At 34.4% G+C, this 15,155-nt stretch carries 11 protein-coding genes, 1 tRNA gene and 1 pseudogene; 8 read left to right on the plus strand and 5 right to left on the minus strand.

Features of this window, described 5'->3' with window-relative positions:
• Nucleotides 1-165: 165 nt before the first annotated feature.
• Nucleotides 166-567 carry a hypothetical protein gene (locus tag BGO84_RS13330; RefSeq protein WP_291029849.1) on the plus strand — a complete coding sequence of 134 codons (402 nt, stop codon included), beginning with the start codon at nucleotides 166-168 and terminating at the stop codon, nucleotides 565-567.
• 46 nt (nucleotides 568-613) lie between these two features.
• Here the strand turns inward: BGO84_RS13330 and BGO84_RS13335 are convergent, their stop codons facing one another.
• From BGO84_RS13335 to pheS, 4 genes are all read right to left on the minus strand, one after another.
• Nucleotides 614-1,102 carry a hypothetical protein gene (locus tag BGO84_RS13335; protein ID WP_283687711.1) on the minus strand — a complete coding sequence of 163 codons (489 nt, stop codon included), beginning with the start codon at nucleotides 1,100-1,102 and terminating at the stop codon, nucleotides 614-616.
• A gap of 581 nt (nucleotides 1,103-1,683) precedes the next feature.
• Nucleotides 1,684-1,914, minus strand: a complete 231-nt coding sequence (locus BGO84_RS13340) for a hypothetical protein (RefSeq protein ID WP_283687712.1) — start codon at nucleotides 1,912-1,914, stop codon at nucleotides 1,684-1,686.
• A gap of 403 nt (nucleotides 1,915-2,317) precedes the next feature.
• Nucleotides 2,318-2,391, minus strand: a tRNA-Arg gene (locus BGO84_RS13345).
• Between the two features lie 185 nt (nucleotides 2,392-2,576).
• A complete protein-coding gene (gene pheS / locus BGO84_RS13350) occupies nucleotides 2,577-3,596 on the minus strand; it encodes a phenylalanine--tRNA ligase subunit alpha (protein ID WP_291029851.1) in 1,020 nt (339 codons plus the stop codon).
• 400 nt (nucleotides 3,597-3,996) lie between these two features.
• Between pheS and BGO84_RS13355 the strand changes: the two genes are divergently transcribed.
• Both BGO84_RS13355 and BGO84_RS13360 read left to right on the plus strand, forming a co-directional pair.
• Nucleotides 3,997-4,944, plus strand: a complete 948-nt coding sequence (locus BGO84_RS13355; RefSeq protein WP_291029853.1) for a M28 family peptidase — start codon at nucleotides 3,997-3,999, stop codon at nucleotides 4,942-4,944.
• Between the two features lie 185 nt (nucleotides 4,945-5,129).
• On the plus strand, nucleotides 5,130-5,636 hold the full coding sequence (locus BGO84_RS13360) for a hypothetical protein (RefSeq protein WP_291029855.1): 507 nt from the start codon (nucleotides 5,130-5,132) through the stop codon (nucleotides 5,634-5,636).
• Between the two features lie 152 nt (nucleotides 5,637-5,788).
• Here BGO84_RS13360 and BGO84_RS13365 read toward each other — a convergent pair whose 3' ends face one another.
• Nucleotides 5,789-6,523, minus strand: coding sequence for an alpha/beta hydrolase (locus tag BGO84_RS13365; protein WP_291029857.1), 735 nt, complete (start codon nucleotides 6,521-6,523; stop codon nucleotides 5,789-5,791).
• Nucleotides 6,524-7,327: 804 nt separating this feature from the next.
• Between BGO84_RS13365 and BGO84_RS13370 the strand changes: the two genes are divergently transcribed.
• The 5 genes and pseudogenes from BGO84_RS13370 (at nucleotide 7,328) to pyrF (ending at nucleotide 14,881) form a co-directional block, all read left to right on the plus strand.
• Complete coding sequence (locus tag BGO84_RS13370; RefSeq protein WP_291029859.1) at nucleotides 7,328-10,465, plus strand: SusC/RagA family TonB-linked outer membrane protein; 3,138 nt, start codon at nucleotides 7,328-7,330, stop codon at nucleotides 10,463-10,465.
• 23 nt (nucleotides 10,466-10,488) lie between these two features.
• Nucleotides 10,489-12,054: a SusD/RagB family nutrient-binding outer membrane lipoprotein gene (locus BGO84_RS13375; protein WP_291029861.1), complete on the plus strand. Its 1,566-nt coding sequence runs from the start codon at nucleotides 10,489-10,491 to the stop codon at nucleotides 12,052-12,054.
• Nucleotides 12,055-12,106: 52 nt separating this feature from the next.
• Nucleotides 12,107-12,616 (plus strand): annotated as a pseudogene (locus tag BGO84_RS13380) (lipid-binding protein).
• A gap of 298 nt (nucleotides 12,617-12,914) precedes the next feature.
• Nucleotides 12,915-14,000, plus strand: coding sequence for a peptide chain release factor 1 (gene prfA, locus BGO84_RS13385; protein ID WP_135107300.1), 1,086 nt, complete (start codon nucleotides 12,915-12,917; stop codon nucleotides 13,998-14,000).
• A gap of 56 nt (nucleotides 14,001-14,056) precedes the next feature.
• Entirely contained in the window at nucleotides 14,057-14,881 is an 825-nt protein-coding gene (pyrF, locus tag BGO84_RS13390; protein WP_291029863.1) for an orotidine-5'-phosphate decarboxylase, read from the plus strand.
• The last annotated feature ends 274 nt before the right edge of the window (nucleotides 14,882-15,155 follow it).

Consider the following 15,155-nt stretch of genomic DNA (forward strand, 5'->3'; position numbering starts at 1 on the left):
AAGGTAACCATAACGGTTGCCTTTCTTATTCGTCACAAGACACTAGCTGTTTGTCCTTGAAAGAAATAAAAATATTTAGATTGGCTTTATTTTAAGTTTAAAAACCTGATTTATTGTAATATAAATAGAATCATTTTTTATTTTCTTTGTAAAAAAAGTCTAACTATGGAATCACAGAACGACGAGTACGAAGAATTAATCTGCGAAGATATAAAGAAATTAGCAGCTATTTTCCGGAAAGAAGCAGGAGAGTTTTATCCTTTTGCAATAGGAATAGATACCTCTAAACAGATATATTCAATAGCTGCTTCAAATGAGGAAGAGTTTCCAGATTCTCAAACCTTAATTGATATATTAGAAAATAATATCCCTTTAGATATTATTGAAGGTAAATATTTATTGGGTGGAATATGTCTCGACATTTTTAAGTATGAAAATATTGACGGTATTCAAGTAAAAAAAGATGCTATCGAAATAAGATTTATTAGGGAGGGGTATTATAAAAGAAAGTATTATGTCTACGAACTAAGATCAAACGGAGATGCTATTTTTATTAAACCGAAATAAAAAATCCGAGCAATTCTGTTCGGATTTTTTAATATTGTTTGATATCTTATTTTTTACTGAGTGTTTCTAAAATATCAATTTTTCCTTTTTCACTAAAAGATGAAACTTTATCATTTTTGTTGATAATTACATTTATGTTATCCGTTTTAGCATCGTAATAAATTATAGTCTGAAAACTAGGGCAATCATGTTGTTTGCATCCAGAAAATTTATAAATACCACTCTCTGACACTATTGGAGTTTCAACATTAAAATTCTTAATAATAGCATCATATTCAGAGCCGGTTATAGTCTTTAGCCTATCATTAAATAATTTGTCTTCAAAAATTTTCACCTCTAAAGGATATTTTCCTTCATTTTTTACGATGATATTATTCGGGTCTAAAATCTTAATTTCTTGAACTGCATTATCAGAAATAGCGGAAGTAATTGAGTCCTTATTTTCTGAGATTTGATTGGATGACTGTTGCTTCTTGCAGGAGGTGGCTCCTAAAGACAATATTAAGGATATTGCCATAAATAATATTGGTTTCATAATTATATAAATTAAAGATTTAAAGCTAAAAATATAAACAGACAAAATCCAAGTGAAATAAAAAAACAAAAATTACAACTCCTTAACAATTTATAAACTACTTCATTATTCCCAACTAAATATTCCGGATACATTTCAAATCGCTTTTAATATTTTCAGCTATCGATTCAAAGAATTCAGCTAGTATTGTCATAATATCTGGTGTATCATCATGAGCATTTCAAGTCCATTTTAATATGAGACTTCTCACTTGATAAAGTTTTTGATTTATAGAACATCACATTTACTGTTTTGTATTCATTGGTTAAACAGGTTTAACTCTCTGTTTAACTTTGCTTGCGCAAACGACCTAAAACCAGACCTCCCACAAACAAAAAAACACCTACAAAAATTATAAGTGCTTCTTCTGTGACATCGTCAGGATTCAAATATGAAACCTTATGATCGATCCGTAGCCTAAGGATAATCCTTTATTTATGCAGCTTTATAAAAAACATCTAAACAGGTTATAAACAATAACCGATTTTAGAAAGACTCTAATTCTATCATCAGCCTCGGATTGCATATTGTCGTAATATGTACTAATGCCGTTTTTTTAATTCATCAAACTTAGCATATATTGGTTTATCATTTTTCTTTTCCATATAATAACTCTCTTGCTCTAAATAATCATAAGGATATAATATTATAGCATCATCATAATCTTTATCTGTAGCAACCAATGTCATAAATCTAGCTGATTCAATAGATGCGTGAACATATCTTTTTATAGTATTAGAGTCATTCCTATTAATGAATTTAAGTGCGCTCATTATTATTGTATCAATTTTATCTTGTCTATGATAAAAAGCTTTATTGGATATATCATTCTTTGTTCAGTTATTTCTATTATCTTCCGAAAAACAACCTTTTAGTAAGAAAAAAGAATAAGAAATATTAAACATCCGATACTCTTATATTTATCATCTTTGCTTAACCTTTTATTATCCATGATAGTTTCTTTTATATTACTTATTTTAAATTCTAACTCATAGATGTATTTCCTAATATAAACCAGAGCTCTCTTTTCTTTACATAAAACCTTTAAACATTGCTATATAAATATTTCTTTAGTCTAAACTATTTCTAAACATTACTCTAAAATAGCTAAAAATTATTAGTTATGTTGTATAAACAAAGAAGCACCTACAAAATTAATTGTAAGTGCTCCTCTTGTGACCACGGCAGGATTCAAACCTGCAACCTTCTGATCCGTAGTCAGATGCTCTATTCAGTTGAGCTACGTAGCCGTTTTCCTTAAATGCGATGCAAAGGTAAAATAGTTTTGTTTATTATGCAAATATATTCTAAAGTATTTTCTCCTCAAAAGTGATTATTGAAGCCAAAAGCAAGCTATAATATTGTTTTAAAGATGCTTATAAATACAAAATAAAATACATAAAATGCTTCGCTCAGCATCTACGATAAGTAAATCTTAATATGCACTCTCAAACTGATCAAGAAAACGTTGATCATTCTCGGAGAACATACGAAGATCCTTAACTCTATATTTAAGATTTGTAATACGCTCCACTCCCATTCCGAGAGCATATCCCGTATATACTTTACTATCTATACCACAGTTTTCCAACACATTCGGGTCTACCATACCACATCCTAATATCTCTACCCAACCGGTGTGCTTACAGAATGGGCAGCCTTTTCCGCCACAAATATTACATGAAATATCCATCTCAGCACTAGGCTCTGTGAAAGGAAAATATGAAGGACGCAAACGTATCTTGGTATCTGCACCAAACAACTCTTTCGCAACGAATAACAAAGCTTGTTTTAGATCAGCAAAAGACACATTCTTGTCTATATACAATGCCTCAACCTGATGAAAGAAACAGTGCGCACGATACGAAATAGCTTCGTTACGATACACTCGGCCGGGACAAATAATGCGTATCGGTGGTTGCTGCTTCTCCATCACTCGGGTCTGGACAGAAGAAGTATGTGTACGCAATACAATTTCAGGGCTTCGTGCAATAAAGAACGTATCCTGCATATCACGAGCCGGATGATCTTCCGCAAAGTTAAGAGAAGAGAAAACATGCCAGTCATCCTCTATCTCAGGACCTTCGGCTATAGAAAAACCTAAACGGCGGAAAATATCACAAATTTCTTTTCTTACAATTGATAGCGGATGGCGAGTACCAAGCTCGATAGGCGCAGCAGTACGAGTAAGGTCGATTGCCTCATCCACAGTCTGAGAATTTTCTAAAGATTCTTTCAACTGATTTATTCGCTCCTGAGCCTTTTCTTTTAGTTCATTTAGTTTTATGCCTACCTCCCGTTTCTGTTCTGCAGCTACAGTGCGAAAATCGTTCATCAAAGCCGATACTTCACCTTTCTTACTAAGATACTTAATACGCAAAACCTCTATCTCATCTGCTTTAGAAGCTTTCAGTCCCTCAATCTCTGCCAACAGCTTATTTATTCTATCAATCATAAACTTCAATAATGAATTATACTTTTATAAGTTTTTCACTTTGGAATACAAAAATACACTTTTCTTTTTATTATCAATCATTTTAACACAGAAGCTACCCCAACTTTTCATCATCTTTACAAAACTAGATTTTCACAATCTCACGTATCCGTTAAATCCAAAAAGGTTATAATTTCTCGCAAAATCAGACAGAATACAAACAACACTATATCAAATACATAAACATCAAAAAGTAACAAAAGTAACAGCTATCCGTAATATTTTAAATTGTCACTTTAATTTATTTATAAACAATAACAAATCTCTTAATACTAGATAATTTAGCCTATAAGAAATAAAACAAATAGAAAATCTTGAATATTAAACTATATTTGTCATAATTAAACTACAGATCACAAAAATGAAGCTTATATACATTTTTATAATATCCATTCTTTTATTTGTCACACATAATCTGCATGCTCAGTCTGATATAGAGCGTATACAAAAACATCTGACTGCTATTACCAAAACAGAAGGATTTCGCAACTTTGAGGATACTGTAACACTCAACAAGGTGGCAGACTATATATTCACAGAATTTAGCCAATATGCAGATACAACATATTATCAAACGTACACTGTAGACAATATTAATTATAAGAATGTTATTTGTCGGTTTGGAACAAAACAACAAAAAGCGTTGGTAGTAATCGGTGCTCACTACGATGTTTGCGGAGAACAAGAAGGTGCTGACGATAATGCATCTGGTGTAACTGCTATACTGGAATTGACTCGGTTATTTAGTCGATCAAACTTAATACGCCCCATAGAACTAGTTGCATATACCCTCGAAGAACCACCCTTCTTTGGTACTCAATCTATGGGTAGCTATATCCATGCCAGTGAACTGAAAAAATCCAATACTCCCGTTTATGGGATGGTGGCCGTAGAAATGATCGGATTCTTCAATGACGCTGAAGATTCACAGAGTTATCCTTTTGCTCCGATGAAGCTTTTTTATGGCAATAAGGGTGACTTTATACTCTTAACGAAGAAAATAGGACATGGACAATTTGTAAAAGATTTCTCCAAACAATTTTACAATGCAAAAACGATTAAAACTAAAAGTCTGACAAGTCCCGGAATGATAAAAGGGGTAGATTTTTCAGATCATCGAAATTATTGGGCACTCGGTTTTGATGCTATGATGATTACCAATAGTGCATTCTATCGCAATCACAATTATCATAAATCGGGAGACAAAATGGATCGTTTGGATTTTAAACGAATGGCAGGAGTTATTGACGCCATTTACTATGCGATTATCAACATCGACAAACCTACATCTGTGAAAAAGAAAAAATAGTGATTGATACCATGACTATAATATGGATAATATCCAAATTCAATTAGGAATAAAAATAGTGGAAAATTTACCAGTGCATACATAGGAGACGAATATAAAGATATCTAGAGACATCGATTAGAAGTCGTTCTGCGAACTCTTTATGATCTCGATAAGGGAAGTACCAGTAAAAAAAACAATCTGATATGATTATGATAAAATTTTGTAATTTGATATATTTCAATCTTTATAAATTAGGGTTATTAATAAATGAAATGTCGGTCTATCCGATAAATAATTTCTTATTTAAAAACAATAAAAAAGGAGAAGAAGTCATTAAAGCAGTAAAAGAGGTCTCGGAAAATAAAAAGAATGGAATAAAGATAACTCTTGCTGGCATGCATTTTTATGCTCTAGTATATCTATTTATATTGGGTTCCATAAATTCTGTTTTAATTTGTTTGCAAGAAGTTAATATTGCAATAAATATAAACGATGATAATTTACTCTTATTATTATGCATTCCTTCAGTTATTTTTGCTTATTTTCTGATAGACTACAAAGATAGATATTTAGATTATTTTAAATATTTTGAGAAGTTTACAACTAAAAAGAAACGGATATGGGCATTTATAAGTCTTCTAACAGTTATCTTTTTATGGTTTTGGGGATTTGGGAGCTTGATACTCAGATTAATTTTGAATAATAATTAAATAAACCATCATCACTTCGAATTTGCAATCCAATGATTAAAATCCTTACAAACTAGTCATGCCGATGTTGTTATTAATTGTATTGACTATCCCAATAGAAAGAATTAAGATTGCAGTTGCCATAAATATACTCTAGCACGATTTCTGAAAGTCTAATTTTCTTTAATCAAAAGAATACCACTAAGAATAGTACTTATCGCATCAGCTTTTTTTACCACCATCAGGTGATCCCCGCCCTCTACAGGAAATGCATTTCGTATATGTTCATAAGAAAAAATCTGATCTTCGGTTCCGTGTATACGATAGAGATGTTTACATTTATTTTCGGGCATCCAACCTACAATTTGCTCAATAGCCCACTTAATATAAACAGGATCAACAAAGGTCATTACCTCAGCCAGCTCTGATGTTGGCACATTATAAACAAAACGGTTAAAAAGATCCGTTATAAGCTCTGTTGAAGCATACACGCGCATCGGAATGCGGTCTGCCACATTTGTTCTTTTAGCTGCACGAAATAAGATTGGGATCTCTTCGTCTCTTTTAAAAGACGAAATAAGTACGGTTTTTATTGGAGATAAGAAATAACTCATCACCTGAACAATAACGCCACCAAAAGAATATCCTATCAGTATATATGGTCTGGAGGTATCAATCTCTTTTGCCATAACAAAGACATATTCCTGCAACGACTGTCCGGGAATGGGAACGTACCATTCAATATATTTCTTCTTATATCCCTCCGGTAATACTATTTTATCAAATACACTACAATTATAGCACATTCCTGAAATAAAGTAGACATTAATATCCTTTTTCCAAAGCTTTTTTACACGCTTCAAAACTTCGAAAATTCTATATATACCTGCCCTTTTCTTCTTGTCCATAATTTATATTAGCGAATGGGTATATAAAGATAACATTTTATTAACTAAAGATATAATATGCACCTCTAGCTTTTCCTGAAACTTTATCTACCTTTTTATAAGACCTATTTTAAATTTTATTTCTATGCACATCCCCATCTATACCTATTACATGGTATATAAATACCATGTAATAGGTATTTACTACTTCGGTCAAGAGGCATACTTTTACATAAATTTATTTACTATGTTTTAAAATATGTAATAATTTGTGTTTTACAGAAACAACCAACAAAACAAGACATTTCAAAATATATCATTTCAAGCTAACAAATCGATATAAAAAATCATTATGAAACAAAATTTAAAAAAAATATTCCATTTTTATTCTTTTTATAAAAATTTAGTTTACATTTGCTCCTAGAAATAAGTTTACTCTCAAAACTTACCTCTAAATAAAAGTAGTGTTCTATAATGAAAATAAAGATAAAGGAAATCAAAGCTAACATAGCTTCAGATTACAGATATACAACTGTAATACCTTCAATTAGCTTTATCATGCCAAAAATATTTATATACAAAAGCTATATAAATATGACACAAGAAGACAATCAAAATCAAAGGAATCACAAAAGGGCTCTTCACCCTTCATTTAAAATGATTCCCCTTCAAAGTTGTATTCTTTAAGTTTATAAGCGACTCTAATAGCTCGCCAACTAGTACCAATAAGTATACGAACGGAAAAAAACAGTGAAAAAGGAAGCTCCGATCGATACTACTCAATAGGTGTATTGTGTTAATATTAATAAATTTATGTGTACAAGTATGAAGAAAAAGTTGTTATTGATTTTATCCTGCTTACTGTTAAGCATAGGGTATATTGCCGCACAAACAACAAAGATTACAGGAACCGTTATTGATACGAATGGTGAGCCTGTAATAAGTGCTTCTGTTGTTGTGAAAGGAACTACAGTCGGAACAGTAACCGATCTGGATGGAACATTTTCAATAAATGTTCCGGATGGTAAAAACACGCTGGTATTCAATCTGGTTGGAATGAAAAGTATTGAAACTAAAGCTACTCAAAATATGCGGGTAGTGATGGAAAACGACGACAAGCTTTTAGATGAAGTCGTTGTAACAGCAATGGGAATTCAGCGCGATCAGAAAATATTAGGGTACGCTGCGACTCAAGTGAAATCGGATGAAATATCAGCTGCAAAATCCGGATCTGTAATGGGCGGATTGAATGGGAAAATAGCCGGAGTAAATATTTCCGCTGCCGGACCGGCTGGTACATCTCAAAAAGTATTAATTCGTGGTATTTCTTCTGTAACAAACAACAATCCACTGTATATTGTTGACGGTGTACCGATAACAAATGAACGCTCAGGAAATGATTATGTCGATTTTGGGAATAGTGCCAATGACATAAACGCTGAAGATGTAGAATCGGTTACTGTATTGAAAGGAGCCTCTGCTACTGCCTTATATGGATCCCGTGCTGCAAATGGAGTTATCATGATAACAACCAAAAGAGCAAAAAATGAAAAGCTTACAATATCATATGATGGAGCATTTACAGCTTCAAATGTTCTTCGCGTAATGCAAACACAAGACTTATTTGGACAAGGTTGGGGTTCTTGGGATAGAGCAGAAAACGGTTCATGGGGTCCTCGTCTGGATGGAACTGTCCATGAATGGGGTTCAGACCAATTAGATCCGGTTATGACTAAACCTTATTCATATGTAAAAAATAACATTCGTAATTTTTATAAAACAGGGTCTGAACTAAACAACACTGTTGCTCTACGTTACGGAACTGATAATCTTGGCCTCTACGCATCCTATGGTAATGTTACAAGTAATGGAACTTTACCTAATGATGGAGACAAATATTCTCGTAATACGATCTCATTACGTGGTAATGCAAAATGGAATAAATTAGCTGTAGACGTGTCTATCAATTATGCACGCAAAGATGTTCGTCGTACAGAGCAAATGGAAATGGAACTTTTACAACATGCTGTTGACGTAGATTATTCAGCAATGAAAAACTATAATGATGAGCGTTATAATCTTGATAACTATTATACTTATTACGCAACAAACCCATATTGGATGATTGATAATAATTATTATTTGTATCAAGATAATCATACATATGGAAAAATAGAAGCTTCTTATGAATTAGTAAAAGGACTAAAAGCTACAGGACGTATAGGAGGAGATTTCCTAAATTATAACAGAGAAAACATTAATGCTAAGACTTCTTTTACTCCAGGTTCATATAGTGACTTAGGAGGTGCTACACCACAAAATGGTTATTATTCAAACTATAGGTTTAACAGAGATCAGTTAGATGCGACAGCCTTCGTTACTGCTGATTATAAAATTTCAGATTTTACCATAGGTGGTACTGCCGGATGGAACTTAAATCAACGTACATACTCTTATAATGGAGGTTATGTAAATGGATTAGATGTCCCAGGATGGTATAACCTTCAGAACACTACATCTGCTGCTGTTTCGGAACAATATACAAACAGAAAACGATTAATAGGATTATTCGGACAAGCAGAAGTAGGCTATAAGGATTTCTTATATTTGAATTTATCAGCGCGTAATGACTGGTCGTCAACTCTACCTTTAGACAAGAACAGCTATTTTTATGGAGGAGCAAATTTATCCTTAATCTTCACTGAGCTTTTTCCAACTCTAAAAAGCAATAAAATAGATTTTCTTAAACTACGTGGTGCTATAGGCCAGACAGGTAATGATACAGACCCTTATTTTACATCCTCTTGGTATACTCCTCTTACTTCAACGACCTTCTACTACACCCGCTTACCAATTGGTGGAGTATCGGGTCTTAGTGAAAATAACAGGTTGCCAAATATAAATTTAAAACCTGAAATCACAACAGAATATGAACTAGGTCTACAAGGTAACTTCTTCGACAACAGAGTGCATATAGACGTTGCTTATTATCATAAACGTACCAAAAATCAGATAATTGGTGCAACTCTAGCACCAGAGGTAGGTTATACCTCTGAGACTAAGAACATAGGTCTTTTAGAAAACAAAGGAGTAGAAATTGCTGCCGGAATAACTCCGATCCGCACAAAGGATTGGCAATGGGATGTGAATGCTACGTTTACAAAAAACAAAAGTAAGGTACTTGATCTTTGGAGTGATGTTAATGGAAATGAAGTCACAGAATATAACATCTATACTTGGCGTGGAATAGAGTATAAAATGAGAGTTGGTGAACAAATCGGTACATTCCAAGTACCAGCCGTTGCTCGTGTGACCGATACAAATAGCCCTTATTATGGATATGCAATTGTTAACAATAACGGATTCCTTACTCAATCAACTACAGAGAAAGAAGTTATCGGATCATCACAACCAGATTTTATTTTAGGGCTAAATACTTCCCTTAAATACAAAAACTGGGGATTCACAATTGTTGGAGATTGGCACAAAGGAGGTTGGATGGCTTCAAACACATCTTATATTACTCACTTCAATGGAAACTCAACTCAAACTGTATACAATGAAAGAAATTCATTTATATGGCCTTACTCTGTAAAAGTAGTAAATGGACAATACGTTGAAAATAACATACCAACTATGGCAAATCAGTTTAGTTATTCTATCGGAAACTATTCATATAATCCATTGGTTAGAAACGAAATTGTAATACCAAAAGATTTCTTCAAAATCCGCGAAATAACGGTTTCTTACGATTTTCCTAAAAAAGTGTTAGCTTCGACACCAATAAGCAAACTTACATTAAGCCTTATAGGACGTAACCTATTCTTGTTTACTCCTAAGAAAAACAACTATGTAGACCCTGAAGTAGCAAATATGGGTAATGATATAACCTCTGAATTTGGCGAAATTACAAGTGCAGCTTCGTATCGCAGTATAGGTGGAGCTATCAAGGTAGAATTTTAATTTATCTAATGAAAAAAATTAATATGAAAAAGAAAAATCTGATATATATTACCTTGTCTCTATTTTTGACAGGCATATCATTTGTATCTTGCGATGATTATCTGGATATAAATAAAAACCCGAACTATCCGACAGAAGCCACTCTAGCCACACTGCTTCCTTCAGCCGGAGCAACAACCGTTGCTCAATGGGGATTCAATGGGCAATTGGTTGGTGACTTATGGAATCAATATGTTACTCAAGGAAATTCAACGAATCAATACAATACTACAGTAAACTATAGTATCACTCAAGATTCGTATAATGCCTTTTGGACGAATGCTTATGCTAATACTTTACCCGATTTGAAAATCCTAATTTCTTTAGCAGAACAAAAAGGAGCTTGGAACTATTGGGTAATCGGTAAAATATTAACAGCATACAATTATCACATGCTTACTGATTTTTATGGAGACATTCCATTTACAGAGGCTTTAAATGCAACAGAGTTTCCAGCACCCAAATACGATGATAGCAAAACAGTTGTTTATCCTGGAATTATTGCAATTTTGGATGAGGCAATAGCAAAAGCTTCGGATGCAAAAGCTTCAACTAACCCGACACTCACCAATGAAGATTTCTTCTTCGGAGGAAAGATTGATAAGTGGGTTTCTTTTGCAAAAAGTTTAAAGCTAAAGCTTTATTTACGAGACTTCGAAGCTAACAAGACTCAAATATCATCTTTACTCAGTGCAGGTGGCTTGTTGACTGAAGATTGTGCCTTCACAGCCTTTGAAGATGCAACTAACAAAGGGAATCCTCTATATGAATACAATATCCGTCAGCTAAACACGAAGGAAAACATACGAGCTTGTCATACTTTCCTCGAATTCTTACTAGCATACAATGACCCTCGGGTTGGAGAATATTATGAATTGACAGCTACAGCTGAAGCTGCTATTAACAAAGGTGAAACTCTTACCGATAGACAAAAATTTGGAGGTCTACCTTGCGGTACTAAACCTCCGACAACAGTTGGTGAAGATGATGCGGTACCTCTTGTAAATTCATCAAGATATAAACAAGCATATTCCGATCCTGCTTATTTGATGAATGCTGCAGAAGCATACTTTCTTGTTGCCGAGGCACAAGCTAGATTAGGAAACACCTCTGCAGCTAAATCGGCGTACGATGAAGGTGTAACCAAAGCCTTCTCTCGTTGGGGATATAGTGCTACAGACTTCATAAAAACAGGTGGTGCTTATGCCTTCAATAGTACATCTTTAGGAACTATGTTAAATAGCATCTTAATCCAAAAATGGGTAGCTGGAGCAAAAGCAAACTCATGGGATTCGTGGATGGATCGTAACCGTACAGGGATTCCGGCAATCAGTGATGCCGAAAAAGTTCGTGTAAGCAATATTACTCCTGGACTTGAAGAAGGATACGTATTAGGTACATTAGTACGCCCGGGAACAACTGTACTACAAGCCAGAGAAATACCTCGTCGTCTTCCGGTACCTAATGCTTCAGCTCTTTATAATAGCAATGCCCCGAAAACGAAGGCTACCCAAGAGCCATTATGGTGGCAAGTAGCTCAAGGGAATTAATTATAATAGAGTCTAAGTTTAACTTAATATTCAGTATTTAAAAGAAAATCATATGAAACAAATAAGATATATTTCAGTCCTGTTTTTATTGCTGCTTGGATTTGCATCTTGCGAAACATACGGTGACTATGAAATAGAATATTCTTCTATTCACCCTTTAGGCGGCAAGTACAGGGTAATCGTTACAGATGAAACTGGAGCCCAGGTATATAAAAATTTCGCAGAGATTTCTAATACTTCTGATGAGTCAACAATTCAATGTTGGATACGTATTGGTAGTTATTCACTAAGTGGAACAAATGCTTACTCTATTAATGGTAAAATCAATTGCGACTAATCAACGCTCAGTTTTTCTGGAAGTAATATCGAAAATCTAGCAGGAAATGTTGCTTCTTCAGCAAATACATTTACATTGACAGATGGTAAAGTTGTGTTGAAAGGTGCAACAGCTCCTTCCGGAACTATTGCGGACGCCATATCTTTCACTTTTACGAATTCTCGTTTTCCTGGAAAAACATATAAAGTTGTAGGTTATCGTTATACAGGATGGTCTGAAGATTGATCGTATAGGTTGAAAGTATTAATTAAAAAGGAGACTGAGCGCGCTCCTTACAATTACGCGCTCATCATACAAACACGCTTTTAATGCAGTGATGCGTCAAACTTTAAAGAGACCGAATTCGGTCTCTTTGCTTTTTTATATACTTACAACTATACAAACCTTAAAAAATTGACTAACGAAGCCTCCATTCAGAGATACTCAATTGCTATTTCTTAATCAAATTTTCCATCTCTTAGTAATAATCTAGACACCTTTTTCAGTACCTTTGCCCCAAATTAAATATAAGATAGATTAAGATATGGCCCACTCGTCATTATTAGAAAGACTTGATGCACTGAATATCCGCTTTGAAGAAATAGGCAAACTTATTACAGACCCTGCCGTAATTGCCGATATGAAAAGATACGTCAAACTGAATAAAGAATATCGCGATTTAGAAAAAATAGATATAGCACGTAGAGAATATAAACAACTACTAGCCACCATAGACGAAGCAAAAGATATCCTTGAAAACGAAAATGACTCTGAATTAAGAGAAATTGCAAAAGAGGAAATGGATGCTGCAAATGAACGTATGCCTAAGTTGGAAGAAGAAATAAAGTTTCTTTTGGTTCCGGCCGATCCTCAAGACAGCAAAAATGCAATCATGGAAATACGCGGAGGAACAGGTGGCGACGAAGCGGCTATTTTTGCGGGAGACCTTTATCGTATGTATCAGAAATACTGTGAAGTAAAAGGCTGGAAAACAGAGATTACAAGCGTTACCGAGGGAACTTCCGGGGGATTCAAGGAAATTATATTTACTGTAACTGGCGAAGGCGTATACGGCATTCTAAAATACGAATCGGGAGTGCATCGCGTTCAACGTGTCCCTGCAACCGAAACTCAAGGGCGCGTACATACATCTGCTGCTACTGTTGCCGTATTACCCGAAGCCGAAGAAGTTGACGTGGAGATAAACCCCGCTGATGTTGAAATGCAGACAGCCCGTTCGAGTGGTGCGGGAGGACAGAATGTAAATAAGGTTGAAACCAAAGTACAGCTAACGCATAAACCATCAGGTCTGGTCGTTGTATGCCAGCAATCAAGATCTCAATTAGCAAATAGAGAGCTTGCTATGCAAATGTTGAGAACAAAGCTTTATGATATAGAGCTATCTAAATATATGGATGCAATCGCTTCGAAACGTAAGACAATGGTATCGACAGGTGACCGCTCGGCTAAGATTAGAACATACAATTATCCGCAAGGAAGAATGACTGATCACAGAATCAATCTAACCTTATATAACTTATCGGCAGTAATGGATGGAGAAATCCAGCCAATTATAGATCAATTGATAATTGCGGAAAATACCGAAAGGCTTAAAGAAAGCGAAATGTAAAAAATAAAAAGGGTTAGAAATAAGACAAAAGCGACTCTAATTTTGAAGATACAAATATGACAAAGCAAGAATTATTTGAGAATATTAAAAGAAAAAAATCTTTCCTCTGCGTGGGGTTAGATACCGATATAAATAAAATCCCTTCTTTTTTATTAGATGAAGAAGATCCTATCTATGCTTTCAACACAGCAATAATAGATGCGACTGCAAAATATTGTGTTGCTTACAAACCAAATGCTGCATTCTATGAAAGCCAAGGTGTAAAAGGGATCGTGGCTTTACACAAAACGATAGAATATATTCGCCTGAGATATCCTGATCAGTTTATTATACTAGACGCTAAACGAGGAGACATAGGCAATACATCGGAGATGTACGCCATGTCTGCATTCGAAGACCTGAAAGCCAGTGCTATCACCGTAGCTCCTTACATGGGAGAAGATAGCGTGAAGCCATTTATTAAATATGCCAACAAATGGGTCATTCTATTAGCTCTTACGTCTAACAAGGGTTCTTATGATTTCCAGTTGACAGAAGACAAGAACGGTGAGCGTCTTTTCGAAAAGGTACTCAAAAAATCTCAGGAATGGGCAACTGACGAGCAATTGATGTATGTAGTGGGAGCTACACAAGGAGAAATGTTCGCTGATATTCGGAAGTATGCACCTAATCATTTCTTACTTGTTCCGGGTGTAGGCGCACAAGGAGGAAGCCTTGCCGATGTCGTAAAGTATGGTATGAATTCGCAATGTGGATTACTCGTAAATTCTTCTCGTGCTATAATTTATGCAGACAATTCTGTAGACTTTGCTTTTGCCGCTACAGCCGAAGCGAAAAAAGTGCAAGAAGAAATGGCTACATACTTAGCGAAATTAGGTTAACCATCTTTTATACGTCGAAAAAAAAAAACTGATACTCTTTATCTCAAAGAAATAAATATAGTAATATATAGACATACAAATAATAGAACTCCGAAGTTGTTTACAGGAACGGCTTCGGAGTTTTTCTATTTAGATACTTAAGAGGCAATTGAACAGAAAAATAAGCCGACTAAAAAATTAACAAACTGAAACTAAAAAAAATTATATTTTTTTATAAAAAAAGATTAATATAGCCCAAAGTGGCTAATAAAGAGTAGTTTACAAGAACCGAAAG

It is taken from the genome of Dysgonomonas sp. 37-18 (assembly GCF_001899125.1).
In the GTDB taxonomy this organism is placed as follows: Bacteria; Bacteroidota; Bacteroidia; order Bacteroidales; family Dysgonomonadaceae; genus Dysgonomonas.

Excerpts from the sequence above, each read along its gene's own strand:
- pyrF (WP_291029863.1), top strand. The coding sequence starts at position 14,057 with ATGACAAAGCAAGAATTATTTGAGAATATTAAAAGAAAAAAATCTTTC.
- BGO84_RS13340 (WP_283687712.1), bottom strand. The coding sequence starts at position 1,914 with ATGAGCGCACTTAAATTCATTAATAGGAATGACTCTAATACTATAAAA.
- BGO84_RS13360 (WP_291029855.1), top strand. The coding sequence starts at position 5,130 with ATGATTATGATAAAATTTTGTAATTTGATATATTTCAATCTTTATAAA.
- BGO84_RS13355 (WP_291029853.1), top strand. The coding sequence starts at position 3,997 with ATGAAGCTTATATACATTTTTATAATATCCATTCTTTTATTTGTCACA.
- BGO84_RS13375 (WP_291029861.1), top strand. The coding sequence starts at position 10,489 with ATGAAAAAGAAAAATCTGATATATATTACCTTGTCTCTATTTTTGACA.
- BGO84_RS13365 (WP_291029857.1), bottom strand. The coding sequence starts at position 6,523 with ATGGACAAGAAGAAAAGGGCAGGTATATATAGAATTTTCGAAGTTTTG.
- BGO84_RS13330 (WP_291029849.1), top strand. The coding sequence starts at position 166 with ATGGAATCACAGAACGACGAGTACGAAGAATTAATCTGCGAAGATATA.
- BGO84_RS13335 (WP_283687711.1), bottom strand. The coding sequence starts at position 1,102 with ATGAAACCAATATTATTTATGGCAATATCCTTAATATTGTCTTTAGGA.
- prfA (WP_135107300.1), top strand. The coding sequence starts at position 12,915 with ATGGCCCACTCGTCATTATTAGAAAGACTTGATGCACTGAATATCCGC.
- BGO84_RS13370 (WP_291029859.1), top strand. The coding sequence starts at position 7,328 with ATGAAGAAAAAGTTGTTATTGATTTTATCCTGCTTACTGTTAAGCATA.
- pheS (WP_291029851.1), bottom strand. The coding sequence starts at position 3,596 with ATGATTGATAGAATAAATAAGCTGTTGGCAGAGATTGAGGGACTGAAA.